This window comes from Enterococcus sp. AZ088 (genome assembly GCF_051714845.1).
GTDB lineage: Bacteria > Bacillota > Bacilli > Lactobacillales > Enterococcaceae > Enterococcus > Enterococcus faecalis.
In genome coordinates, this window is record NZ_JBIOSQ010000001.1 from 217,501 (window position 1) to 240,945 (window position 23,445).

The 23,445-nt window shown below is 39.0% G+C and carries 22 protein-coding genes and 22 tRNA genes (1 of these 44 only partly in view); 41 read left to right on the forward strand and 3 right to left on the reverse strand.

The window, feature by feature from the left end; all coding sequences use genetic code 11:
* The 28 genes from IGL17_RS01045 to IGL17_RS01180 form a co-directional block, all read left to right on the forward strand.
* Window positions 1–22 (forward strand) — tRNA-Thr (locus IGL17_RS01045) (it extends 54 nt beyond the left edge of the window).
* Between the two features lie 4 nt (window positions 23–26).
* Window positions 27–98: transfer RNA gene (locus IGL17_RS01050), tRNA-Gly, on the forward strand.
* Between the two features lie 15 nt (window positions 99–113).
* Window positions 114–199 (forward strand) — tRNA-Leu (locus IGL17_RS01055).
* A gap of 14 nt (window positions 200–213) precedes the next feature.
* Window positions 214–287 (forward strand) — tRNA-Arg (locus tag IGL17_RS01060).
* Between the two features lie 11 nt (window positions 288–298).
* Window positions 299–372, forward strand: a tRNA-Pro gene (locus IGL17_RS01065).
* A gap of 13 nt (window positions 373–385) precedes the next feature.
* A tRNA-Ala gene (locus IGL17_RS01070) sits at window positions 386–458 on the forward strand.
* Window positions 459–481: 23 nt separating this feature from the next.
* Window positions 482–555: transfer RNA gene (locus tag IGL17_RS01075), tRNA-Met, on the forward strand.
* 20 nt (window positions 556–575) lie between these two features.
* A tRNA-Ile gene (locus IGL17_RS01080) sits at window positions 576–649 on the forward strand.
* A gap of 33 nt (window positions 650–682) precedes the next feature.
* Window positions 683–772 (forward strand) — tRNA-Ser (locus tag IGL17_RS01085).
* A 33-nt stretch (window positions 773–805) separates the two neighbouring features.
* Window positions 806–879 (forward strand) — tRNA-Met (locus IGL17_RS01090).
* A 38-nt stretch (window positions 880–917) separates the two neighbouring features.
* Window positions 918–994: transfer RNA gene (locus tag IGL17_RS01095), tRNA-Asp, on the forward strand.
* A 1-nt stretch (window position 995) separates the two neighbouring features.
* Window positions 996–1,066, forward strand: a tRNA-Gly gene (locus IGL17_RS01100).
* Between the two features lie 9 nt (window positions 1,067–1,075).
* Window positions 1,076–1,149, forward strand: a tRNA-Ile gene (locus IGL17_RS01105).
* Window positions 1,150–1,163: 14 nt separating this feature from the next.
* Window positions 1,164–1,235, forward strand: a tRNA-Glu gene (locus IGL17_RS01110).
* Window positions 1,236–1,247: 12 nt separating this feature from the next.
* Window positions 1,248–1,337 (forward strand) — tRNA-Ser (locus IGL17_RS01115).
* Window positions 1,338–1,370: 33 nt separating this feature from the next.
* Window positions 1,371–1,444 (forward strand) — tRNA-Met (locus IGL17_RS01120).
* A 48-nt stretch (window positions 1,445–1,492) separates the two neighbouring features.
* Window positions 1,493–1,566 (forward strand) — tRNA-Asp (locus IGL17_RS01125).
* Window positions 1,567–1,571: 5 nt separating this feature from the next.
* Window positions 1,572–1,644 (forward strand) — tRNA-Phe (locus IGL17_RS01130).
* 14 nt (window positions 1,645–1,658) lie between these two features.
* Window positions 1,659–1,729 (forward strand) — tRNA-Gly (locus tag IGL17_RS01135).
* A 13-nt stretch (window positions 1,730–1,742) separates the two neighbouring features.
* Window positions 1,743–1,816: transfer RNA gene (locus IGL17_RS01140), tRNA-Ile, on the forward strand.
* 10 nt (window positions 1,817–1,826) lie between these two features.
* Window positions 1,827–1,914: transfer RNA gene (locus IGL17_RS01145), tRNA-Ser, on the forward strand.
* A gap of 15 nt (window positions 1,915–1,929) precedes the next feature.
* Window positions 1,930–2,001: transfer RNA gene (locus IGL17_RS01150), tRNA-Glu, on the forward strand.
* 242 nt (window positions 2,002–2,243) lie between these two features.
* Window positions 2,244–3,086, forward strand: a complete 843-nt coding sequence (licT, locus tag IGL17_RS01155) for a BglG family transcription antiterminator LicT (RefSeq protein ID WP_033624230.1) — start codon at window positions 2,244–2,246, stop codon at window positions 3,084–3,086.
* Between the two features lie 73 nt (window positions 3,087–3,159).
* On the forward strand, window positions 3,160–5,058 hold the full coding sequence (locus tag IGL17_RS01160; protein ID WP_033624229.1) for a beta-glucoside-specific PTS transporter subunit IIABC: 1,899 nt from the start codon (window positions 3,160–3,162) through the stop codon (window positions 5,056–5,058).
* A gap of 23 nt (window positions 5,059–5,081) precedes the next feature.
* Window positions 5,082–6,512: a 6-phospho-beta-glucosidase gene (locus IGL17_RS01165; protein WP_002375743.1), complete on the forward strand. Its 1,431-nt coding sequence runs from the start codon at window positions 5,082–5,084 to the stop codon at window positions 6,510–6,512.
* A 122-nt stretch (window positions 6,513–6,634) separates the two neighbouring features.
* The gene (locus tag IGL17_RS01170) at window positions 6,635–8,101 is read left to right on the forward strand and encodes a glycoside hydrolase family 1 protein (RefSeq protein ID WP_025193338.1); all 1,467 of its coding nucleotides are present in this window, start codon (window positions 6,635–6,637) and stop codon (window positions 8,099–8,101) included.
* 20 nt (window positions 8,102–8,121) lie between these two features.
* The gene (locus IGL17_RS01175; protein ID WP_002355185.1) at window positions 8,122–8,940 is read left to right on the forward strand and encodes a histidine phosphatase family protein; all 819 of its coding nucleotides are present in this window, start codon (window positions 8,122–8,124) and stop codon (window positions 8,938–8,940) included.
* Between the two features lie 1,084 nt (window positions 8,941–10,024).
* A complete protein-coding gene (locus tag IGL17_RS01180) occupies window positions 10,025–10,768 on the forward strand; it encodes an alpha/beta hydrolase (RefSeq protein WP_016618197.1) in 744 nt (247 codons plus the stop codon).
* 17 nt (window positions 10,769–10,785) lie between these two features.
* On the opposite strand, the gene IGL17_RS01185 is transcribed toward IGL17_RS01180, so the two are convergent.
* Entirely contained in the window at window positions 10,786–11,379 is a 594-nt protein-coding gene (locus IGL17_RS01185; protein WP_016618196.1) for a bifunctional transcriptional activator/DNA repair enzyme AdaA, read from the reverse strand.
* 110 nt (window positions 11,380–11,489) lie between these two features.
* Here IGL17_RS01185 and IGL17_RS01190 point away from each other — a divergent pair, with 110 nt between their 5' ends.
* From IGL17_RS01190 to IGL17_RS01210, 5 genes are all read left to right on the forward strand, one after another.
* Window positions 11,490–11,981: a methylated-DNA--[protein]-cysteine S-methyltransferase gene (locus tag IGL17_RS01190; RefSeq protein WP_010713611.1), complete on the forward strand. Its 492-nt coding sequence runs from the start codon at window positions 11,490–11,492 to the stop codon at window positions 11,979–11,981.
* 12 nt (window positions 11,982–11,993) lie between these two features.
* The gene (locus IGL17_RS01195; protein ID WP_002408650.1) at window positions 11,994–12,506 is read left to right on the forward strand and encodes a DNA-3-methyladenine glycosylase I; all 513 of its coding nucleotides are present in this window, start codon (window positions 11,994–11,996) and stop codon (window positions 12,504–12,506) included.
* A 12-nt stretch (window positions 12,507–12,518) separates the two neighbouring features.
* Window positions 12,519–13,193 (forward strand): HD domain-containing protein, encoded by a 675-nt coding sequence (locus IGL17_RS01200; protein WP_016618195.1) that lies wholly within the window; start codon window positions 12,519–12,521, stop codon window positions 13,191–13,193.
* A 142-nt stretch (window positions 13,194–13,335) separates the two neighbouring features.
* Window positions 13,336–14,271: a cation diffusion facilitator family transporter gene (locus IGL17_RS01205; RefSeq protein ID WP_002355191.1), complete on the forward strand. Its 936-nt coding sequence runs from the start codon at window positions 13,336–13,338 to the stop codon at window positions 14,269–14,271.
* Between the two features lie 29 nt (window positions 14,272–14,300).
* The gene (locus IGL17_RS01210; RefSeq protein WP_002355192.1) at window positions 14,301–14,714 is read left to right on the forward strand and encodes a DUF4809 family protein; all 414 of its coding nucleotides are present in this window, start codon (window positions 14,301–14,303) and stop codon (window positions 14,712–14,714) included.
* A 98-nt stretch (window positions 14,715–14,812) separates the two neighbouring features.
* Here the strand turns inward: IGL17_RS01210 and fabI are convergent, their stop codons facing one another.
* Entirely contained in the window at window positions 14,813–15,565 is a 753-nt protein-coding gene (gene fabI, locus IGL17_RS01215) for an enoyl-ACP reductase FabI (protein WP_002358338.1), read from the reverse strand.
* A gap of 297 nt (window positions 15,566–15,862) precedes the next feature.
* Here fabI and fabF point away from each other — a divergent pair, with 297 nt between their 5' ends.
* The 4 genes from fabF (at window position 15,863) to IGL17_RS01235 (ending at window position 19,230) form a co-directional block, all read left to right on the forward strand.
* A complete protein-coding gene (gene fabF, locus IGL17_RS01220; RefSeq protein ID WP_002358339.1) occupies window positions 15,863–17,101 on the forward strand; it encodes a beta-ketoacyl-ACP synthase II in 1,239 nt (412 codons plus the stop codon).
* Between the two features lies 1 nt (window position 17,102).
* Entirely contained in the window at window positions 17,103–17,537 is a 435-nt protein-coding gene (fabZ, locus tag IGL17_RS01225) for a 3-hydroxyacyl-ACP dehydratase FabZ (RefSeq protein ID WP_002355197.1), read from the forward strand.
* A gap of 102 nt (window positions 17,538–17,639) precedes the next feature.
* Window positions 17,640–18,173, forward strand: a complete 534-nt coding sequence (locus IGL17_RS01230) for a DUF6287 domain-containing protein (protein WP_010713607.1) — start codon at window positions 17,640–17,642, stop codon at window positions 18,171–18,173.
* Window positions 18,174–18,261: 88 nt separating this feature from the next.
* On the forward strand, window positions 18,262–19,230 hold the full coding sequence (locus IGL17_RS01235; RefSeq protein WP_002386045.1) for a dihydroorotate oxidase: 969 nt from the start codon (window positions 18,262–18,264) through the stop codon (window positions 19,228–19,230).
* A gap of 184 nt (window positions 19,231–19,414) precedes the next feature.
* Here IGL17_RS01235 and IGL17_RS01240 read toward each other — a convergent pair whose 3' ends face one another.
* The gene (locus tag IGL17_RS01240; protein WP_016618192.1) at window positions 19,415–20,062 is read right to left on the reverse strand and encodes a FusB/FusC family EF-G-binding protein; all 648 of its coding nucleotides are present in this window, start codon (window positions 20,060–20,062) and stop codon (window positions 19,415–19,417) included.
* 354 nt (window positions 20,063–20,416) lie between these two features.
* Between IGL17_RS01240 and efp the strand changes: the two genes are divergently transcribed.
* The 4 genes from efp (at window position 20,417) to IGL17_RS01260 (ending at window position 23,440) form a co-directional block, all read left to right on the forward strand.
* Window positions 20,417–20,977 carry an elongation factor P gene (efp, locus tag IGL17_RS01245; protein ID WP_002355202.1) on the forward strand — a complete coding sequence of 187 codons (561 nt, stop codon included), beginning with the start codon at window positions 20,417–20,419 and terminating at the stop codon, window positions 20,975–20,977.
* A 168-nt stretch (window positions 20,978–21,145) separates the two neighbouring features.
* Complete coding sequence (locus tag IGL17_RS01250) at window positions 21,146–21,283, forward strand: hypothetical protein (protein ID WP_002366057.1); 138 nt, start codon at window positions 21,146–21,148, stop codon at window positions 21,281–21,283.
* An 89-nt stretch (window positions 21,284–21,372) separates the two neighbouring features.
* A complete protein-coding gene (locus IGL17_RS01255) occupies window positions 21,373–22,290 on the forward strand; it encodes a PLP-dependent cysteine synthase family protein (RefSeq protein WP_002361143.1) in 918 nt (305 codons plus the stop codon).
* A 13-nt stretch (window positions 22,291–22,303) separates the two neighbouring features.
* Window positions 22,304–23,440 (forward strand): cystathionine gamma-synthase, encoded by a 1,137-nt coding sequence (locus tag IGL17_RS01260; protein ID WP_010823393.1) that lies wholly within the window; start codon window positions 22,304–22,306, stop codon window positions 23,438–23,440.
* The last annotated feature ends 5 nt before the right edge of the window (window positions 23,441–23,445 follow it).

Below are 23,445 nucleotides of genomic sequence, written 5' to 3' on the forward strand. Positions count from 1 at the left end.
TCAAGTCCTTTAGCCGGCACCATTTTGCGGAAATAGCTCAGTGGTAGAGCACCACCTTGCCAAGGTGGGGGTCGCGGGTTCGAACCCCGTTTTCCGCTTAGCCAATTCATTACGCCGGGGTGGCGGAACTGGCAGACGCACAGGACTTAAAATCCTGCGGTGAGTGATCACCGTACCGGTTCGATTCCGGTCCTCGGCATTGTTTTATATTTAGCACCCATAGCTCAACTGGATAGAGTGTTTGACTACGAATCAAAAGGTTAGGGGTTCGACTCCCTTTGGGTGCATTAGTTATATACGGGAAGTAGCTCAGCTTGGTAGAGCACTTGGTTTGGGACCAAGGGGTCGCAGGTTCGAATCCTGTCTTCCCGATAATAATTTTCATGGGGCCTTAGCTCAGCTGGGAGAGCGCCTGCTTTGCACGCAGGAGGTCAGCGGTTCGATCCCGCTAGGCTCCATTCTTATTTTAATATAAGAGTTTCGCGGTGTAGCTCAGCTGGCTAGAGCGTCCGGTTCATACCCGGGAGGTCGGGGGTTCGATCCCCTCCGCCGCGATTATACATTTGGAAGAGCCTGGACCTTTAGCTCAGTTGGTTAGAGCAGACGGCTCATAACCGTCCGGTCGTAGGTTCGAGTCCTACAAGGTCCATTGTGACGTTGTTTATAGTTTTATTTTTATCATGGAGGATTACCCAAGTCCGGCTGAAGGGAACGGTCTTGAAAACCGTCAGGCGGGTAAAACCGTGCAAGGGTTCGAATCCCTTATCCTCCTTTCTTAGGAATTAAGTTTCCTTAGTCTAATTATCGCGGGGTGGAGCAGTCAGGTAGCTCGTCGGGCTCATAACCCGAAGGTCGTAGGTTCAAATCCTGCCCCCGCAATTGCTTTTGATTTCAAAAGCACATAAAAAGAAAAGTATGGTTTGGTAGTTCAGCTGGTTAGAATGCCTGCCTGTCACGCAGGAGGTCGCGGGTTCGAGTCCCGTCCAGACCGCCATGCGGGTGTAGTTTAGTGGTAAAACCACAGCCTTCCAAGCTGTTGTCGCGAGTTCGATTCTCGTCACCCGCTTTTCTTTTTGGGCCTATAGCTCAGCTGGTTAGAGCGCACGCCTGATAAGCGTGAGGTCGATGGTTCGAGTCCATTTAGGCCCATAATTTTATAAAATGGCCCGTTGGTCAAGCGGTTAAGACACCGCCCTTTCACGGCGGTAACACGGGTTCGAGTCCCGTACGGGTCATAGTTTTGTTACGGAGGATTACCCAAGTCCGGCTGAAGGGAACGGTCTTGAAAACCGTCAGGCGGGTAAAACCGTGCAAGGGTTCGAATCCCTTATCCTCCTTTCTTAGGAATTAAGTTTCCTTAGTCTAATTATCGCGGGGTGGAGCAGTCAGGTAGCTCGTCGGGCTCATAACCCGAAGGTCGTAGGTTCAAATCCTGCCCCCGCAATTGCTTTTATTTTTTAAAGCATACATTTGCATAAAGCAAAAACGAATTGGTTTGGTAGTTCAGCTGGTTAGAATGCCTGCCTGTCACGCAGGAGGTCGCGGGTTCGAGTCCCGTCCAGACCGTTTTTGGCTCGGTAGCTCAGTTGGTAGAGCAATGGATTGAAGCTCCATGTGTCGGCAGTTCGATTCTGTCCCGCGCCATCCAAGAAAAATTTGCGGGTGTAGTTTAGTGGTAAAACCACAGCCTTCCAAGCTGTTGTCGCGAGTTCGATTCTCGTCACCCGCTTTTTTCTTATTTGGGGCCTATAGCTCAGCTGGTTAGAGCGCACGCCTGATAAGCGTGAGGTCGATGGTTCGAGTCCATTTAGGCCCATTTATTTCTTGGGGAAGTACTCAAGTGGCTGAAGAGGCGCCCCTGCTAAGGGTGTAGGTCGGGAAACCGGCGCGAGGGTTCAAATCCCTCCTTCTCCGTTTTTTCTTTTTAATGGCCCGTTGGTCAAGCGGTTAAGACACCGCCCTTTCACGGCGGTAACACGGGTTCGAGTCCCGTACGGGTCATAGTGAAGCATACAAACATTGTTTGTATGCTTTTTTTATTTTTATTACAAAAAAATGTCGTTGAAAGCGTTGACATTTGTTGTAAATATGTTATTCTTTGAATGTAGGGATAAGTAAATAGATGGATAGTGATTGTTTAAAGACAAGCTAAACCTAATTTTTTCATGAAGCGACAGGTGTGTCGTTCTTTTTGAAGAAATTGGGTTTTTCTTTTTTCAACGAAACACAAAGGAGGTGGGGCATTGATTATTCACAAAATTTTAAACAATAATGTGGTTATTACATTAGATGATGATAAACGAGAGCAAATTGTTATGGGCAAAGGAATTGCTTTTAAGAAACGCATTGGGGATTGGGTTCCTGATGAAAGTATCGATCAAGTTTTTTATTTAGCCAATCAAGAAACATCACTTAAGTTTCAAGAATTGTTAGGAAATATTCCTTTAGAGATGATGAAACTCTCGGATGACATTATTGTTTATGCAAAATCAACGTTGAAAAAGAGTTTGAATGATACCATTTATATTTCTCTGACGGATCATTTGTACACAGCTTTAGAAAGAAAAAAACAAGGAATTGAAATTAAGAATTTATTATTATGGGATATTAAACGTTTTTTTCCTGAAGAGTACGAAGTAGGAGTAAATGCTTTAAAAATGGTACAAAAGCGCGTAGGAATGGAATTGTCAACGGATGAGGCAGGTTTTATCGCATTGCACTTGGTAAATGCGGAGATGGAGGAAGAAGTCGGTAATATTTACGAATTGACAAAGTTGATGCAAGAGATTACAAATATCGTCAAATACTATTTTAAGGTAAGTTTTGATGAAGACTCTGTCTACTTTTATCGATTTAGCACACATTTAAAATTTTTCTGTTATCGCTTATTACACCAACGTGAAGTTGTCGAAAATGATGATGAAGAACTGTATGCGGTAATTAAAAAGAAATATCTCAACGCCTATCGTTGCGTGGAAAAGATCAGCTTGTATTTAAATGAGAACTATGACTATCAAGTTTCAAATGAAGAACGCTTGTACCTAACGATTCACATTGCACGAATTGTACAAACAACGGAACAATAAACGCACCACTTTGGATAGTGACATTCAGTTGGCTAAACCTTCAAATGAAAATAAATTTTTGGAGGAAAAAAAGATGGGAAAATATCATGAACTAGCAGAAAAAATTGTAAAAAATGTCGGTGGGCAAGAGAATATTAATAGTTTGACACATTGTATCACACGTCTTCGCTTCAAATTAAAAGATGAGAGTCAAGCGAATGATGATGTCTTAAAAAATATGGACGGTGTGGTAACTGTTATGAAAAGCGGTGGACAATACCAAGTCGTTATTGGGAACCATGTTCCAGCCGTTTACGAAGAAGTAGTTAGTATTGCAGGCTTGTCAGGAGAACGTGAAGAAGAAGCTTCCCGTGGGAATTTATTTGATCGCTTAATAGATATTTTAAGTGGTTGTTTCCAACCCTTTTTAGGGGCGTTAGCAGCGGCTGGGATGGTCAAAGGGTTAAATGCCTTATTGGTTTTCTTAAAGCTCTATACGGCTACGTCAGGGACTTATACCATGTTAAATGGGATTGGCGATGCAATTTTCTACTTTATGCCAGTTATTTTAGGTTATACAGCAGCTAAAAAATTCCGGTTGCATCCAATGGTAGGGATCGTGATTGGCGCAGCTTTATGTTACCCAACGATTCAAGGAAGTGCATTACAAACGGCCTTTGAAACAACAGCGGGTGCGGGAGCCGCAGCGCCGTATAATTTATTCGGCTTACCTGCCTATGATACATTTATGGGGATTCCTTGGGTCGGTGCGAACTATACAAGTAGTGTCGTACCAATCATCTTCATTATTGCTTTTGCGGCACAAGTTCAAAAAGTGTTTAAACGTATTATTCCAGAAGTTGTTCAAACGTTCTTAGTACCGTTTTTCGTCTTGTTGATTGCCTTACCAATTGGTTTCTTAGTAATTGGGCCAATCGTTAGCATGCTAACAGATTTATTAAGCGCTGGCTTTACAGCATTAATGAGTTTCTCACCAGCTTTGTATGGTTTGATTCTTGGTTTCTTCTGGCAAGTCTTAGTTATTTTTGGTTTACATTGGAGCGTTGTGCCATTAGCTATTATGCAAGTGACACAAGAAGGTTCAAGCCAAGTATTAACGGGATCATTTGCAGCTAGTTTTGCGCAAACAGCGGTTGTTTTAGCGATGTTCTTCAAATTGAAAGATAAAAAGTTAAAAGCTTTGTGTCCGCCAGCAATTATCTCTGGTATTTTTGGTGTAACAGAGCCAGCAATTTATGGAATCACTTTACCGAAAAAATGGCCATTTATTTATTCAATGATTGGTGGCGCTGTCGGTGGTTTATATTTGATGATCAATAATGTGACAGCATATACAATGGGTGGTTTAGGAATTTTCGGTGTGCTAAACTTTATCAATGGTGATGATGCAAGTGGGATGATTCAGTCCTTTATTGCAATTGCCATTGCAGCGGTCGTTGGTTTTGGTCTAACATTCTTCTTCTGGAAAGACAATACAGTTGAGGAAGAAGAAGTGATTATTGATAAAACAACGATTAAAAAAGAAAATATTACAAGTCCAGTCAAAGGACGAGTGTTATCTTTAAAAAATGCAGAGGATCCTGCTTTTGCAAATGGAGCTTTAGGAAATGGGGTCGTGATTGAACCAACGGAAGGTAAAGTGGTTGCACCCTTTGATGGAACGATTGTCACACTATTCCCAACAAAACATGCATTAGGTTTGATTTCAGATAACGGCACAGAATTATTGATTCATATTGGGATTGATACAGTTCAATTAGAAGGCGAAGGCTTTGAAGCTTTTGTAAAACAAGGTGACCGCGTGAAAAAAGGTCAAACATTAGTAACCTTTGATTTAGAAGGAATAAAAAAAGCTGGGTTTAGTACACAAATTCCAATCGTTGTGACGAATACAGCGGATTATTTAGATATTTTGGAAGTCGGCAGTAATGAAGTTTCAACAAGTGATGATTTGCTGACCGCTTTAATATAAAAAGATGTGGAGGAAGAGAATTTATGGCATTTAGAAAAGACTTTTTATGGGGTGGCGCAACAGCAGCCAATCAATGTGAAGGTGGCTATAACGAAGGTGGACGCGGTTTGGCAAACGTCGATTTAGCGCCAACTGGTCCAGATCGTTTTCCAGTAATCACTGGTGAAAAGAAAATGTTTAACTTTGATGAAGAACATTTCTATCCTGCACAAGAGGCGATTGATATGTATCATCGCTATAAAGAAGACATCGCCTTGTTTGGTGAAATGGGTTTTAAAACATACCGTTTATCCATTGCTTGGAGTCGAATTTTTCCAATGGGAGATGAAACAGAGCCAAATGAAGAAGGCTTGAAGTTCTATGAAGACTTATTCAAAGAATGTCATAAATATGGGATTGAGCCACTAGTAACGATTACACACTTTGACTGCCCAATGCACTTAGTGGAAGAATATGGCGCTTGGCGTAGTCGTAAGTTAGTAGGTTTCTATGAAAATCTTTGCCGTGTAATTTTCAACCGATATAAAGGTTTAGTCAAATATTGGTTAACATTTAACGAAATTAATATGATTTTACATGCACCATTTATGGGAGCAGGTCTATACTTTGAAGAAGGCGAAAACAAAGAACAAGTGAAATACCAAGCGGCTCATCATGAACTACTAGCAAGTGCAATTGCGACAAAAATTGCTCATGAGGTAGATCCTGAAAACCAAGTAGGTTGTATGTTAGCGGCTGGTTCCAACTACGCTTATACTTGTAAACCAGAAGATGTTTTCGCTGCTCGACAAGCAGATCGTGAAAATTATTTCTTTATTGATGTCCAATCACGTGGGGAATACCCTGCGTATGCTTTAAAAGAAATGGCCCGTAAAGGTATTCAAATTGAAATGGAAGAAGGCGACGAAGAACTTTTAAAAGAACATACGGTGGACTTCATTTCGTTCTCTTATTATTCTTCTCGTGTCACATCAACAGATCCAGAAATTAATGAACAAACAGCTGGTAACATCTTTGCCTCTGTGAAAAATCCTTATTTAAAAGCCAGTGAATGGGGTTGGCAAATTGATCCGCTTGGTTTGAGAATTACGATGAATGACTTATATGATCGTTATCAAAAACCACTATTTATTGTTGAAAATGGCTTAGGAGCGGTAGACACACCAGACGAAAATGGTGATGTAGTCGATGATTATCGTATCGATTATTTGGCGGCGCATATTCAAGCGATGAAAGATGCCGTTGAACAAGATGGTGTCGACTTGTTAGGCTATACGACTTGGGGCTGTATTGATTTAGTATCAGCTGGAACAGGTGAAATGAAAAAACGCTATGGCTTTATCTATGTGGATCGCGATAACGAAGGAAATGGTACGTTAAAACGAAGCAAGAAGAAATCGTTTGATTGGTACAAAAAAGTAATCGCAACAAATGGTGAAGATTTAAGTAATTAATAAAATTAGCAACTATTAAAGGGCGTTTGACGTTGGTAGAAAAAACAAGGACTCTTCTGCCAGCGTCAATTCCCTTGATGGTTTCTTTGTTATGCCTAAAAACAGAGGGAAAGAGGGATTTTATGGGATTTCCAGAAAATTTTTTATGGGGCGGCGCAACAGCTGCTAACCAATATGAAGGTGGCTACCTTTCAGGAGGCAAAGGTCTGAGTACATTAGATGCAATTACTGGTGGTAGTCAAACGGAACCGCGACGGATTACGTATTTAACTAAAGAAGGCCAAAAAGCTTCGTGTACACGCGATCAAGCATTACCCGAAGGAGCGATTGGCTATATCGATGAAGAATTATACTACCCTAGTCATGTAGCGACGGACTTTTACCATCATTACGAAGAAGATATCGCCTTATTTGCAGAAATGGGTTTCAAATGTTTTCGGCTGTCTATCGCCTGGAGCCGGATTTGCCCAAATGGAACAAAAGAGATTAATGAAGAAGGCTTAGCCTTTTATGATAAAGTTTTTGATACTTTGCTGCGCCATGGAATTGAGCCCGTTGTGACGATTAACCATTTTGATATTCCGATGTATTTGGCCGATGAATATGATGGTTGGAAAAATTGTGAAGTGATTGATTTCTTTGTTTTCTTTTGCGAAACCATTTTTACGCGTTATCAGGATAAAGTGAAGTATTGGATGACTTTTAATGAAATTAATTTTTTAAGAAGTTGGACGCAAATTGGGATTCACAATAATGATAAACAAAGTAAATATCAAGCAGCGCATCATCTATTTGTAGCAAGTGCGAAAGCAGTTGAATTAGGACATTCCATCAATCCAGATTTCCAAATTGGTATGATGGTGGCTTATATTCCAAGTTATCCTTTGTCCTGCAAACCTGAGGACGTGATGGCAGCTGTTCAATTTAACCGAGAGCAAGAATTTTATATGGATGTCCAGGCTAAGGGATATTATCCAGCGCATAAGCTCAAAGAATTTGAGCGTGAAGGAATGACAATTCAAATGGAGTCAGAGGATTTAGCGATTATTCAAAAAGGAACAGTTGATTATATCGGGTTTAGTTATTATATGTCGACCGTTTCGACTGCTTATCCCGAAGAAGTAAAATATGTCGGAGGCAACCAAATGCCTGCGGTTAAAAATCCTTATTTGCAAGAATCTGAATGGGGCTGGGCTGTCGATCCTTTAGGGTTAAGAATTTCATTGTGTCAGTTGTCAGATCGTTACAATATGCCATTGTTTGTGGTTGAAAACGGGTTTGGCGCGGTAGACACATTGCAAGAGGATGGCTCGATTGTCGACGATTACCGCATTGATTATTTTAAACAACATATTGAAGCCATGAGAACCGCAATAGAAGAAGACGGGGTTAACTTAATTGGTTATACGCCATGGGGTTGTATTGACTTAGTTTCAGCAGGGACTGGCGAAATGAAAAAACGTTACGGCTTTATCTATGTAGACATGGATGACGAAGGTCAGGGAACCTTGAAACGAACTAAGAAAAAATCATTTAATTGGTACAAACAAGTTATCGCTAGTAATGGTGAAAACTTAACAACTGAGTAGAAAATGAGGGGAAATAAAAAATGAAAAAACGATTGACGATTGTGGGGATGCTTTTTCTGGCCATTTTAGTAATGGTTGGTTGTGGTAAAAATCAGCAAGCAACGACAAAAGAAAAAGAGACAAAACCTGAAGAACTAACTCTTTACATTGTGCGCCATGGAAAAACCATGTTAAATACGACGGACCGCGTACAAGGATGGTCAGATGCGGTCTTAACACCAGAAGGTGAAAAAGTTGTGACCGCAACTGGGATTGGCCTGAAAGATGTTGCCTTTCAAAATGCATATAGTAGTGATAGTGGCCGCGCCTTGCAAACTGCTCAACTTATTTTAGATCAAAATAAAGCAGGCAAAGACCTTGAAGTCGTGCGTGACCCAGATTTACGTGAATTTAATTTTGGTAGCTATGAAGGGGATTTAAACAAGACAATGTGGCAGGATATTGCTGATGATCAAGGTGTTTCCTTAGAAGAATTTATGAAAAACATGACCCCTGAATCCTTTGCCAACAGTGTAGCTAAACTGGATCAACAGCGCGAGGAAAGCAAGAATAACTGGCCTGCAGAAGACTATGCTACAATTACCAAACGTTTGAAAAAAGGCTTAGATAAAATTGTTGCCACAGAATCAGCCAATTCTGGGAATGGCAATGTTTTAGTGGTCTCTCATGGCTTGAGTATTTCAGCGTTGTTAGCAACTTTATTTGATGATTTTAAAGTCCCAGAAGGCGGTTTGAAGAATGCTAGTGTTACAACGATTCATTACAAAAATGGCGAGTATACTTTGGATAAAGTCAATGATGTCAGCTACTTAGAAGCAGGCGAAAAAGAATCAAAATAATCTAAGGCATCGAGAAACGGTCTAGTTAGGAGTTGGTGGAGCAAGAAAAGGGTTGCTTCACCAACTCCTATTGTTTTTTTATTAAAAGTGAAGGCTTACCTCATCACATTTTTAAATAGAAGTGGTTCGAGCTCAAAAATGATTTATCGCATAACTATGCTGACTAGATTTTGGACCGTTTTTTTTACTAACTGAATAAAAGCATGTTCTGATGGGGTATTTTTACATTTATATTAAGTGAAAATTAGAAATTATTTTTTTAATTAGTGAATCAACTATTAAATAAATAGCATGAAAACATTGTGACATGTATCTGTTAAAAACCAGTCCTTTTTATGACTATTGTTGTTTTAGTTAATGAAATAGGTTGTTATTTATTATCTAAATTGTATAAGGCTGTTACTATGCTTGCTTATATTAGTAATGTGTCCCTATAAAATAGAATAATAGCTATGTCTATTTAAAATAGTGTATGCTACTATTTTTTACAACAGACAAATTTATGAAAGTAAGACTGTTTGTTGAAAAATAATTTATATATTAATGAAAAAGTTTAAGAAAGTGTATTGATGGTTTCAAGTGAAGCGATATAATTAATTTCATTAGAGAGAAGTGGTAGAATGGCGAGAAAGCAATGGTTTATTGTTAAGTCAATGTTACTATCATTCCTTATTTTGGGAGTCCTTTCCTTCATTTTCAAAGAATATATTTTTGAAAATGTTGGTTTATTGAGGGCTTCGTTAGCTCTGATAGTATTTTTCATTGGCGAGTATATCTATTTAGACTATACTTTATCAAATAACAGGGCTTTATTGATCTGTTCGGTGTTGATATTTCTGCTTTCAGCTTCATTGTTATTTTAATAAGGGAAGTGTAGGAAAAATAAATGATGATTTGAGACGGTTATTATCAGCTACTTAGAAGCAGGCGAAAAAGAGACAAAATAATCCCTGGCGTCGAGAAACAGTCTATTTAGGAGTTGGTGGAGCAAGAAAAGGGTTGCTCCACCAACTCCTATTGTTGTGTTCTTTTTTTATTAAAGGTAGAATCAGAAAGAAGAATTTTTTCATTGGGAGGAAATGAGATGAAAAATAGAACAAAATCACGCTGGAAAAAAATTGTCCTAGGACTTGGGCTTTTTTTAGTAATCTTAGTCATCGGCCTGACTATTTTTATTAAAAATAGTACGTATCAAGCGACCGATTCGGCCTTAAAAATAAGTCAAAGTGCCACGCAAGAAAAAAACTATGATTATTACACAAACGGGCAAAAAAATGATACAGCACTGATTTTTTATCCAGGTGCATTGGTTGCGCCCGCTAGTTATAGTGAATGGGCGCAAGAAGTTGCTACGAAAGGTTATGATGTCTATATTGTTCATTTTCCTTTGAATTTAGCGGTTCTTGCACCAAATGCTGCAGAACAAATTATAAAGGATCATCCACAACAAAACTTCGTTTTGGCTGGGCATTCTCTGGGTGGTGTGATGGCTAGTCGTTTTGTAGCGGAAAATGAGCAACGAATCAAAGGCATGATTTATTTAGCCAGCTATCCTGACGAAAAAGGTGCACTAAACAAGCAAAATCTGCCGGTTCTGTCAATAACAGCCACAAACGATGGTGTTTTAAATTGGACTAGCTATCAAAAAGCCAAACAGTTTTTGCCAAAAGATACGCAGTATGTATCTATCGAAGGTGGGAATCATGCAGGGTTTGGTAATTACGGTGTCCAAAAAGGAGACAACAAAGCGACAATTTCTAATGAGCAACAGCAAACAGAAATCAGTCAATTGATTGTAGTATGGCTACAATCACGCCCCAATAAATAATCCGATGAGCCGAAATGTTATTTTTTCGGCTCATTTTTACTGCGATAAACAGAGGGGGTTACGCCTGTTTCTTTTTTAAAAGTGGTGGCAAAATATGCTGCGGTTTGGAAGCCAACTTTTTTCGCGATTTGTTGAATCGTAAGGGGTGAATGGAGAAGCAATTCTTGGGCGTGCCTAATTCGGACACTTGTTAAATAAGCTGACGGGGTTTGTTTCGTTTGCTCCTTAAAGGTTCGCTGCAAATGAAAGGGACTACCGTGGCAGGCTTGCGCTAAATAGTCTAAACTTAATGGTTCCGCTGAATGCCGATCAATAAATTGCTTAATTTGAGCAACCCATTCCTCATTAGGAACGACTTGCCCGGTTGGTTGACATCTTTTACATGGACGAAAACCAAGTGTTAAAGCTTCCTGAGCCGTTTTGAAAATCAGAACGTGGTTCTTGTTGGGCACACGGGAAGGGCACGAAGGACGACAAAAAATTTTAGTTGTGGTCACACCATAAAAAAAATCACCATCAAATTGCGTATTATTATTTTGAATGGCTTCCCAACGTTTCTGAGTAAGTCGATACGTTGTTTTCATTGTAAGCACACCTCCCATTTTCTTCATTGTAAAAGAATCCCTAATAAAAACAAGTAAAAAGTGATAGGAGCGCAAGATTTTGAAAGCCAAAAGAATTATAATGAAGATAAGAAAACACGAGAAAGAAGTGTAGAAATATGGCAAAAAAGATTTATTATGCGCAACAAGAATGGCAGAAAGATCACTATTATCTTGGTGTGACAGACGCTGGACTAGCTTTTGTAGGTTCAGCCAATCAATCGATAGAAGAGCTGAAAAACTGGTACCCTCAAGCACAATTAGAAGCTTCTGAAAAGAAAACTGCGCCTTATAAAGAAGCATTAATAAGTTATCTTAACCAACATTCGACAACGTTTGCTTGTCCCATAGACATCGAAGGAACGCCCTTTCAAAAAGAAGTTTGGCAGGCGTTGCAAGAAATCCCTTATGGTGAGACAATGACTTATCAAGAAATTTCAGAAAAAATTGGGCGTCCACGTGCGGTTCGAGCAGTTGGCACAGCGATTGGGAAAAATCCTTTATTAATGGTCATTCCTTGCCATCGAGTCATCGGCAGCAAGGGACAATTAACCGGTTACCGTGGTGGTTTAGCAATGAAACAAGCATTATTAACATTTGAACAGTCTTAAAAGGAGGCGGCGATGAACAACTATCAATGGTATACAGAACAATGGGGAAAACCTACAAGAGAGGATGATTTGCTGTTTTTATTGTTGACGGTGGGTGTTTTTCAAGTTGGTTTAAGTTGGAAAGCAGCCGCAGGGAAAAAAGTAGCATTCATGAAAAATTTTTGCCAAATGAAGCCGGAAAAAGTTGCCGCGCTGTTGCCTGACGAAGTCGATCAAATAGTAGCTGATCCAGATATGATTCGCAATCGGCGCAAAATTGAAGCAACCATTAAAAATGCGCAAGCAATTTTAAAAGTACAAGAAGAATTTGGCAGTTTTGCCAATTATCTATGGCAATTTGTAAAAAACGTCCCCGTTTTATCTATTTATGAAGAAGCATACCAAGTCCCACGCACACAGCTTTTGTCAGATAACGTAGCAAAAGACTTAAAAAAAAGAGGATTTTCTTTTGTAGGTCCGATTGTCACCAATATGTTTCTGAAAGCTAGCGGGATTATCCAGGTGGAAATTTTAAATCCAGAATAAAGGAGTGTTAGGATGTTTGAAAATGAATCTCTTAGTTTTGAAGAAAAAACAATTATTCAAGCAGCAGAGCGTTATGTTCAACAAGAATTAGCCAACGAAGCAAGTGGCCATGACTGGTGGCATATTTATCGAGTGACACAATTAGCAAAAACAATTGCAGAGAAAGAACAAGCAAATTTATTTTTATGTATATTAACAGCATTGTTACATGATATTGGCGATGAAAAATTTAACGAAAGTGAAGAGGCTGGCTTGCTAAAGGTGCAACAATGGTTGGAAGCAAATAACGTATCAACAGAGCAAACGAATCACATCCTTTCCATTATTGCTAATATGTCCTTTAAAGGAGGAAATACTGGGAAAACAGTCACTACATTAGAAGGAAAAGTGGTCCAGGATGCGGATCGACTAGATGCCATCGGCGCAATTGGAATTGCACGGGTGATGGCTTATTCGGGAAATAAAGGCCGTTTAATTCACGATCCTCACAAACAACCTCGTGAACAGTTAACCCAAGAAGAATACCGGAATGGGGAAGATACTGCTATTATGCATTTTTATGAGAAACTTTTAAAGTTAAAGGAACAAATGAATACAAATTATGGTCGCTTATTGGCGGAAAAGCGTCATCAATTTATGGAACTTTATCTGGAGGAATTTTATCAAGAGTGGGATGGACACCGATAAATGAGGGTCAACTAAAACAGTCAGTACATTTCTTTTTGAATTTTAAGAGAACTCTTTTTTACAAATACCTCAGAAGTGGTAAAATGATGGATGAATAAACGGGTGGTTTATCTTAGTTTTACGTTACATATAGGAGGTAATTATGGAGACAAAAAAATCGAGTGGCATGTTTGCAGTTATTGCCGCACTGATTGCGAATATTTTAGTAGCGATTAGTAAATTTGTTGGTTTTGCTTTAAGTGGTAGTACCGCTATGATGAATGAAAGTATCCACAGTGTCGTGGACTGTAGTAATCAGGTGTTATTACTTTTTGGGAATAAGCGCGCTTCTCGTGGACAAAGTGCGTTACATCAATTTGGAGAAGGCCGTGCAAAATACTTTTTTAGTACAATTGTTGCAACGATGCTCTTTTTTGGTGGGGGCGCGTTAGGCGTAATGGAGGCTATTCAGAAGTTACTGCATCCCTCTCATGAAGTAGAAAATGTGGCTATTGTCATTGGTATTTTAATTTTTGGTTTGCTTGTGGAAGGTAGCTCTTTGCGTGTAGCGATGAAAGAAATCAAAGAATTGAATACAGAGAAGTTATCGCTCTTAAAATTTTTGCGAGAAAGTCGTCACAGTGAAATTTTAATTATTTTTACGGAAGACTTTTGTGCGGTTATTGGTTTGTGTTTAGCTTTGGTGGGAACCCTTTTAACAATGGTAACTGGGATTGCTGCATTTGATGCTATCAGTGGTTTACTGATTGGTTTACTATTAATGTGTGCAGCCATTTTCTTAGCGAAAGAATTTTATAGTTTGATTATTGGCGAAAGTGTGACCGCTACAGATTTAGCAAAAATTAAAACCGCATTTGATCGGGCGGATGTTGAAAAACTAATTGATGTAAAGACCGTTCATTTAGGCCCAACTGAAATTTTAGTAGCGGCAAAAATTGATGTGGTAGAACCAATGGAAGAAGATGCACCTGATGTTGTGAATGCGATTGAACGAGACATTCGCAGTAAAATGCCTGATAAAAAAATCTATATCTATATTGAAGTTGACGATTATGATGTGAATTACGTTCGTAAATAACAAATGAAAGAATAACTTTAAAAAACAATATGGGGGAAGAAACGATGCAAGAGGCAATTATAACAAGTACAGTAGATTTAACCAGTGGTGGTTGTAACGCCTGTGGTTTAGTGGAAGATACCGTCTACACATTAGCAATGAATGGAGTGGACATTCCGTTAGATGGCTTAACTGTTGCTCATCTAGTTTCTGCTGTTGTTGCCAGAAATGGATTTAAACAGGAGCTACAAATGGATATGCTAGATGACGAATATATCCTTTATCGAAAAGAAGACACAGCAGTAACCTTTAAAGAAGCGTACAATCATTTAAGCTACGATAACGGTTCTGAAAAAATCCAATCTAAAAATAAACTGGAAGATTTACCAGAACTTTTTGAACAAGTCAATCAAATCCTAACAACTGTTTTTGGAATTGAAACTGTCAATTTTATTATAGAATAAAGTACAAAATAGAACAGAAATTGGACAATCAATGAGTGAAAGAGATTGTCCAATCTCTGTTTTTTAATGTATAAATAGAAAATAAAGACAAAAAATGATTAAGTTAAGTGAACGCCTTTATCGACATAAATGATGTCACCGACCACACCACTAGCTAGTTCACTGACTAAAAAGGCACAAGTGTTTCCGACTTCTTCAATGGTTACGCCTGTTTTATCTGGTGTCCGCTCATTAGAAATACTAATCAATTGATCGTAGTCTTTTACACCAGTCACAGCCAATGTTTTAATCGCTCCTGCGGAGATTCCGTTGACACGAATTTTATCTGCAGCTAATTCAAAAGCTAAATATTTCACGGCAGTTTCTAAAGATGCTTTAGCAATCCCCATCATATTGTAGTTAGGAATCGCACGTTCGGAACCTAAATACGTCAATGTGACAATTCCTGAACCAGGATTTAACAAAGGTTTCGCATAATGAGTGACTGCTAAAAGAGAGTAGCTACTAATATCTTGTGCTAATAGGAAACCATCACGAGTGATGTCACTAACGTTTCCAGACAATTCTTCTTTTTTGGCAAAAGCAATTGCATGGACTAGTCCATCGATCGTGCCCACTTCATTTTTAATTGTTTCAAAGGCTGCTTGAATGGACGCATCAGAAGCAACATCGCACTCCACCAACAAATCATTTTCATCTGCTAATTTAACCACTTGCTTTTTCATGCGTTCGTTTTGATACGTATAAATAACATTGGCCCCTTGATCTTTTAATGCTTTTGCACAGCCCCAAGCAATACTTTTTTTGTTGGCAACACCCATTACGACGACATTCTTATTTTGTAAAAACATATAAAATCTCCTTTAATAAAAAATTTTTGTTGATAGAATAGGCTTTTCTTCATCAAAATGTAAAAGTTACATTTATTGAGTTGACGAATAAAATTTCAACTGGTATTATCTGTGTGAGAATGATAACAAAATCTTCTCAATTTTCCAATCTTGAAAAAAACAGACATTTTTCCTGATGTCTGAATTATTAACCAAAATACTTTGAAAGTCAAACTATTTTTCTTATTTTTTAAGAAAAAGTGCTGGAAACCACATGAAATAATAGTTTGATAATCAAAATAAACTCGGAGGTACAGTATGAAAAGAGTGGTCATAACCGGCATGGGTGCCGTAACACCATTAGGCAATACCGTAAAAGAATTTTGGCATAATCTAGTGGATGGCAAACTAGGAATTGGCAAAATTACTAAATTTGATTCTGAAGATACTGGGGTGGCTTTGGCTGGCGAAGTGAAAGAGTTTGACCCAAGTGCTGTTTTAGAACGCAAAGAGCAAAAAAGAATGGACTTATTTTCTCAATATGGCTTGGTCGCTGCTTTAGAAGCGTGGGAAATGAGTGGTTTAACAGAAGCAACGATTGACCCGACTCGTTTAGGCGTGATTGTCGGTAGTGGGATTGGCGGGATGACTACCTTACAAGACCAAGTACGGGTAATGGATAAAAAAGGCGCAAAACGCGTAACACCATTTTTCGTGCCCATGGTAATTGCTAATATGGCAGCGGGAAATATTTCGATTCGTTTAGGTGCAAAAGGACCTTCTCAAACTATCGTGACTGCTTGTGCTTCTGCGACGAATGCGATTGGTGAAGCTTTTCGTACGATTAAATATGGTTTAGCGGACATGATGGTAACTGGTGGGACAGAAGCTACAGTATGTGAAATTGGGATTGCAGGCTTTGCAGCATTGAATGCTTTAAATACAACAGAAGATGCGACTCGGGCTTCGATTCCTTTTGATAAAGAACGAAAAGGTTTTGTGATGGGTGAAGGCGCAGGAATGCTGGTTTTAGAAGAACTCGAGCATGCACAGAAACGTGGCGCAACTATCTACGGCGAAATTGTTGGTTATGGCAGCAACTGTGATGCTAGCCACATGACCGCTCCTTTAAAAGACGGTAGTGGCGCGGCTGCTGCGATGGAAATGGCGATTGCGGAAGCAGGGATTACGCCGGAACAAATTGGGTATATCAATGCTCATGGTACGTCAACCCCAGCGAATGATGCTGCGGAAACAACGGCCATCAAGCGTGTCTTTGGTGAGCGAGCATCGCAAATTCCAATTTCAAGTACAAAGAGTATGACTGGACATTTATTGGGCGCGGCTGGCGGTATCGAAGCGATCGCTTGTGTGCAAACATTGCAAGAAGGAAAAGCTCATCCGACAGTAGGCTACCAAGTAGCTGATCCAGATTGTGATTTAGATTATGTCACAGAAGGTGCACGTGACATTACAGCGGACTATACAATTAGTAATTCGTTTGGCTTTGGAGGCCATAATGGTGTAATTTGCTTGAAGAAATGGGAGGAAAACTAGTATGAAAAAAGTAATGACTGCAACAGAAATTATGGAAATGATTCCTAATCGCTATCCGATTTGTTATATTGATTATGTGGATGAAATTATTCCAAATGAAAAGATTATTGCAACAAAAAATGTGACAATTAACGAAGAGTTTTTCCAAGGACATTTCCCTGGAAATCCAACAATGCCAGGCGTTTTGATTATTGAAGCATTGGCACAAGTAGGTTCGATTTTAATCTTAAAAATGGATCAATTTGAAGGTGAAACAGCCTATATTGGCGGTATCAACAAAGCCAAATTCCGTCAAAAAGTGGTCCCTGGTGATGTCTTGAAATTACATTTTGAAATCGTCAAATTACGTGACTTTGTCGGCATCGGCAAAGCGACTGCTTACGTGGAAGATAAAAAGGTCTGCGAATGTGAATTGACGTTTATTGTGGGACGATAAAAAGATAATTAGAAAGAGCAAGCGGTGAAGGCTTGCTCTTTTTTTGTTCTGGTATGATAAAATAAATTTATGGTAGAAAAAAATTCAAGACGGAGGCGTAAGATGAAAAAGAAGTTATTTTTTAATGGAATACTTATCATTTTTTTAACAGGTTGTGCACCGAAAGTAGAAGATGCGGGAATAACTCATACACAGATAACATCAACTATTTCTAGTGTATCTAGTAATATAAATAGTACAGAATCAAGTGATAACTTAACTGACAATGGGCAAGATATTTCTTCAGATGAAGTGAATTCAGCAAATGAAGACTTAAATATCGAAGCAATCAACAATGGTGATTTTACAACTTTGGCGGGGATTTGGCAAAATGGAAATGGTCAAGTATTAGTGATTAACCAAGATGGCACGACAGAAGATGGTCAAATAATTACAGGTGTTCCTCAATCTGATGTAACTAGCAAGATCCCCTATGCAAATATTAGAAGTGGACAGACTGGAGCGGCACTTGGACTTTATAAAATTGGATTTAGCAATCCTGATGGTGATCAGTCAGATACTACTAAACCACGGATATTGATAGCTCAAAATGCTGGAAATTACTCTGCCGAATTCTATTATTATCGTCAGCAATAGTGTATAAATAACACTAACACAAAAAAACATGCTGAAAGTCAAAGAACATGCTATAATCATAAAAAGCTTACGTGAAGGTGGTAAGCTTATGAGTAAAACAATTTACAGGAGGGTTTTTCTTTTGGATATTTCAGTAGAGTTTTCGGGACATAAATTGGCGAATGTGTTAATGAACGCATCAGGTATTCATTGTATGACAATTAAGGAAATGGACGAGTTAGCGGCTTCTCAAGCAGGTGCTTTTGTCGCTAAGACGGCAACACCTAATCCTCGTCAGGGCAATGAGGAGCCTCGGTATTTTGATACACCATTAGGAAGTATTAACTCAATGGGCTTGCCTAATTTAGGGATTGATTATTATTTAGATTATCAGATTGCACGTCAAAAGGAATTTCCTGAGGAGTTACGCTTTTTATCTGTATCTGGTATGAATTATGAGGAAAATATCGCTATTTTAAAAAAAGTGCAAGAAAGTGAATACACAGGAGTGACAGAATTTAATTTGTCTTGTCCCAATTTGCCTGGTAAACCGCAAATTGCTTATGATTTTGAATTAACAGAAAAGCTTTTAACAGAAGTTTTCCAATTTTTTACTAAACCATTAGGTGTAAAATTACCCCCATTTTTTGATATTGCACATTTTGACGCAATGGCTGAAATTTTAAATAAATTCCCTTTAGTATACGTGAATAGTATTAATAGCATCGGTAATGGTTTATATATTGACAGTGACAAGGAAGAAGTGGTCATTAAACCAAAAGGAGGCTTCGGTGGACTGGGCGGCGAATATGTCAAACCGACAGCGTTAGCCAATGTTCGTGCGTTTGCGCAACGTTTGAAACCAGAAATCAAAATTATTGGAACGGGCGGTATTACATGTGGAAAAGATGTTTTTGAGCATCTTTTATGTGGTGCGACATTAGTACAAGTTGGCACACAATTGCATCAAGAAGGTCCACAAGTTTTTGAACGTCTAGCCAAAGAATTACAAGAAATCATGGCAGCAAAAGGTTATGAAAGTATTGAAGAATTTCGTGGGAAATTGAAAGAGATGTAACAAAAAAGAGGTCGGGACAGAACCGTTTAGCTCCGAGAAATAAGAAGAAATTTCCGAAAATTGCTCTTTAATTTTTGGAGAATTTCGGCTTATTTCCGAAGGAGTTGGTTCTGTTCCCGCCGTTTATCAGTTTTTGAGCGTGGAGCAAAAATCCAAAGTGATTTTTGTCCCACGCTCTTTTTTGTTATTTCACAGCCTTAACATTTTCCATAAAGGCTTCCAAATATTCAGGTTGTGTTAATTGTTGGTTACAGGTGTCGCTATCATGGCAAATGTAATTGCCTTTTTTCGTGTAGGTTCCGTCGCTGCCTGATTTGGTGGTAGCTAGGAACATAGACACATTCGTGATTGTTTGACAGATGGAGCAAACACCTTTAACAATGCTGGGTGAAAGGGTGCCGTGGACGCCGATTAATTTATTTTCTCGATAAGCTAAGATAAATTTTTTCTGAGTCCCAGCGTCGTTCCAACCGACATAGGTATTGTTCCGTAAATCCATGTTTTCCCACTCAGGAATCTTTAACTTTTTCACTTTGCGAAAGACTTTCGTGACTTGTGGTGTTGAAGGTTCTTTAAAGGGCAACACGGTTTCTTTTAATTCATCTAAATATTTTTCAGCACGTGCGCGTGTTAAACGACGATCCATCACTTTGTCCAACAAAATCGTAACAGCAGGGTGTTTTTCTGGAAATAACCCATTGATTTTTTCGACACATAGGGCCTGGACAGTTTTGACAGTCGTAGCATCGTTAACAGACGTATAGGTGTTTAGTAACACAGCGACTTGTTCTTTAATTATGTTAAATTGGTAAGGTTGAATAGTTGGGTTCATGATTTTAAATTCCTTTCAAATAGACCGAGTACATACGCTGAAAGGCAATTTGTCTCACCAACGTATGTTTAGTGACAGACAACCTCATGTGTTTTTGATAAAGATAGCGTTTGACGTATCATATCATCACCCCCTTTAATGATTGATTTTTTCTATGTAAAAAGTGAAAATAATTGATGAAAGCTTGGTAATTCTAACGCAATTCAAGAAAAAAGGCAAGTTAAACTCGTTTTATTTCCCAATTCAATGTCTGGGGAGTGATAAACTTCTAAAAAAGATACGTGATTTCCTAGATTAATCCTAGGTTATTTGCTACAATAATGAAGAATTAACCAGAGAAAAGGAGAAATTACAATGATTGCAGCAAGCGATTTAAAAGCCGGTATGACTTTTGAGCAAGACGGCAAATTAATTAAAGTAATGGAAGCTAGCCACCACAAACCAGGTAAAGGTAACACGGTTATGCGTATGAAATTAAAAGATGTTCGTACGGGTTCAACAACAGATACAACAATGCGCCCAGATGAAAAAGTGAAAAAAGCGCACATCGATACAAAACCGGTTCAATATTTATACAGCCAAGATGATATGGCTATTTTCATGGATTTAGAAACATATGAACAATATGAAGTACCAACTGCTTTAATTGAAGAAGAACTAAAATATTTATTAGAAAATATGGAAGTAAAAATTCAATTTTATGGTGAAGAAGTCATTGGTTTAACTTTACCAACAACGGTAATCTTACGTGTTGCTGAAACACAACCTTCAATCAAAGGCGCAACAGTAACTGGTTCTGGTAAACCCGCTACAATGGAAACAGGATTAGTTGTTAACGTTCCAGATTTTGTTGAAGCAGACGAATTATTAGAAATCAATACTGCGGAAGGTACGTATTTAAAACGTGCTAAATAAGTAGCAGAAAAACAGAAGGCTAGCCTTCTGTTTTTTTTGGTCTATTAATTCTTTTGCCTATAAGAAAACCATTGGTGTGATAGGAAATAGCAATCGTTAGAATCGTTGACACTAGAAAATGGGAAATGGTATAGTTTGGTCAACACATGACGAAGGAGGAAATCAACCATGACGAAAAAACAAGCTAGCCTTTTTTTGGAAACGGAAAGCTGTTGTTGTATGGTGCAAAATAGTGCAGCATACTCTTTTGTGATGGGGAAAACCTCCGTTATTTCTGAAAAATTGCCTAACACGATTCCTCTCTGAATCTAGACAACCAGAAATAAACAAAAAAGGTGCTGATGCGATCAGCACCTTTTTGTTTTATGTACATGTATTAGAAGGAGGAATTCGCTATGATTGTTCAGTCAATTTTAGACACAATCGGAGCAACACCATTATTTGAATTTACAAGTGAACAATATCCTATGCCAGAAGGCACTAAAATTTATGCGAAACTAGAATATTTGAATCCAGGTGGCAGCGTCAAAGATCGGCTTGGTGTGCATCTTCTCAAAGAAGCAATGAAAACGGGAAAGATAAATCAAGCCACAACAATTATTGAACCGACAGCGGGGAATACAGGGATTGGCCTGGCATTAGCTGCCAGTCAACTGGGCCTCAAGACAATCTTTGTTGTGCCAGAAAAATTTAGTCAGGAAAAACAACAGCTGATGCAAGCGTTAGGTGCTAAAATTGTCCCTTCGCCAACAGAGCAAGGGATTGTCGGAGCGATAACTAGTGCCCAAGACTTAGCCAAGGAAATTCCTAATAGTTACGTGCCGTTACAATTTGAAAATCCGGATAATCCTGCTGCTTACTACGAAGGATTAGGACCTGAAATTGTTCAAGACCTAGGCGGGAAGATTACTAGCTTTGTCGCAGGTTTAGGCAGTGGTGGAACGTTTGCAGGTGTTGGCAGATATCTCAAAGAACAAAATAGTAAGACGCAATTATGGGGCGTGGAGCCAGAAGGTTCAATTTTAAATGGCGGACCTGCACACGGACATGAAATCGAAGGCATTGGCGTGGAGTTCGTGCCGCCTTTTCTTAAACAGATTCCTGTGGACGGCTTTTATACCATTTCAGACGAGGATGGTTTTTTCTGGGTCAAACAATTAGCCAAGAAAAGCGCTTTGCTGGTGGGAAGCTCCAGCGGCGCAGCGTTTGCGGCGGCATTAAGAGAGGCGCGCCGCTTACCAGCAGGCAGCACAATTGTAACTATTTTTCCTGACGGTAGTGACCGTTATTTATCAAAAAATATTTATTCTTAGGAGGAAAACTTTTATGAAATTCAATACCAAATTAATTCATGGCGGCATTAGCAAAGACGCAACAACAGGTGCAGTGAGTGTTCCTATTTATCAAACGTCAACCTTTGAACAAAATGGCGTGGGCCAGCCAAAAGAATATGAATATTCTCGTTCAGGTAATCCCACACGTCACGCGTTAGAAACCTTAATCGCTGAGTTAGAAGGTGGGAGCCATGGCTTTGCGTTTAGCTCAGGCTTAGCTGGTATCCATGCAATCATTTCTATGTTTGGACCCGAAGATCATATTTTATTAGGTGATGATGTCTATGGGGGGAGTTTCCGTTTATTGGATAAAGTATTTGTAGCAAATGGGTTAAGCTACACGATTGTAAACGCCAGCGACTTATCAACAATTGAAGCCGCAATTCAGCCAAATACAAAAGCCTTGTTTTTGGAAACACCAAGTAATCCACTGTTAAAAATTACAGATATTGAAGCGGCGGCTAAGCTTGCTAAAAAACATCAGTTGTTAACCATTGTCGATAATACGTTTGCGACGCCTTATTTTCAACGGCCGTTAGCGTTAGGTGCTGATATTGTGGTTCACAGCGGGACAAAATATTTAGGGGGCCATAGTGATGTAGTTTCTGGTTTAGTCGTAACGAATCATCCAGAAAGCGCAGAAAAGATTGCCTTTTTACAAAATGCGATTGGCGCTGTTTTAGGACCACATGATAGTTGGTTGGTCCAACGTAGTTTAAAAACATTAGGCGTCCGGATGGCAGCGCATGCCCAAAATGCTCAAAAAATCGCAGAATTTTTAGAAGCGCATCCAGCTGTAGCAACGGTGTATTATCCAGGACTAGCGAGTCATCCTGGTCACGAAATTGCGCAAAAACAGATGTCGGGGTTTAGTGGTATGATTTCTTTTGAATTAGCCAAGGATGAGCAAGTCGTTCCTTTCGTAGAAACGTTGGAAATTTTTACTTTAGCGGAAAGTTTAGGTGGCGTAGAAAGTTTAATTGAAGTACCTGCCATTATGACTCACGCATCTATTCCCAAAGAAAATCGTGAAGCTGTGGGAATTAAAGATGGACTCATTCGTTTATCTGTAGGAATTGAAGCAGTCGAAGATTTATTGGCTGATTTAGAAAAGGGATTACAAGCATAAACAAA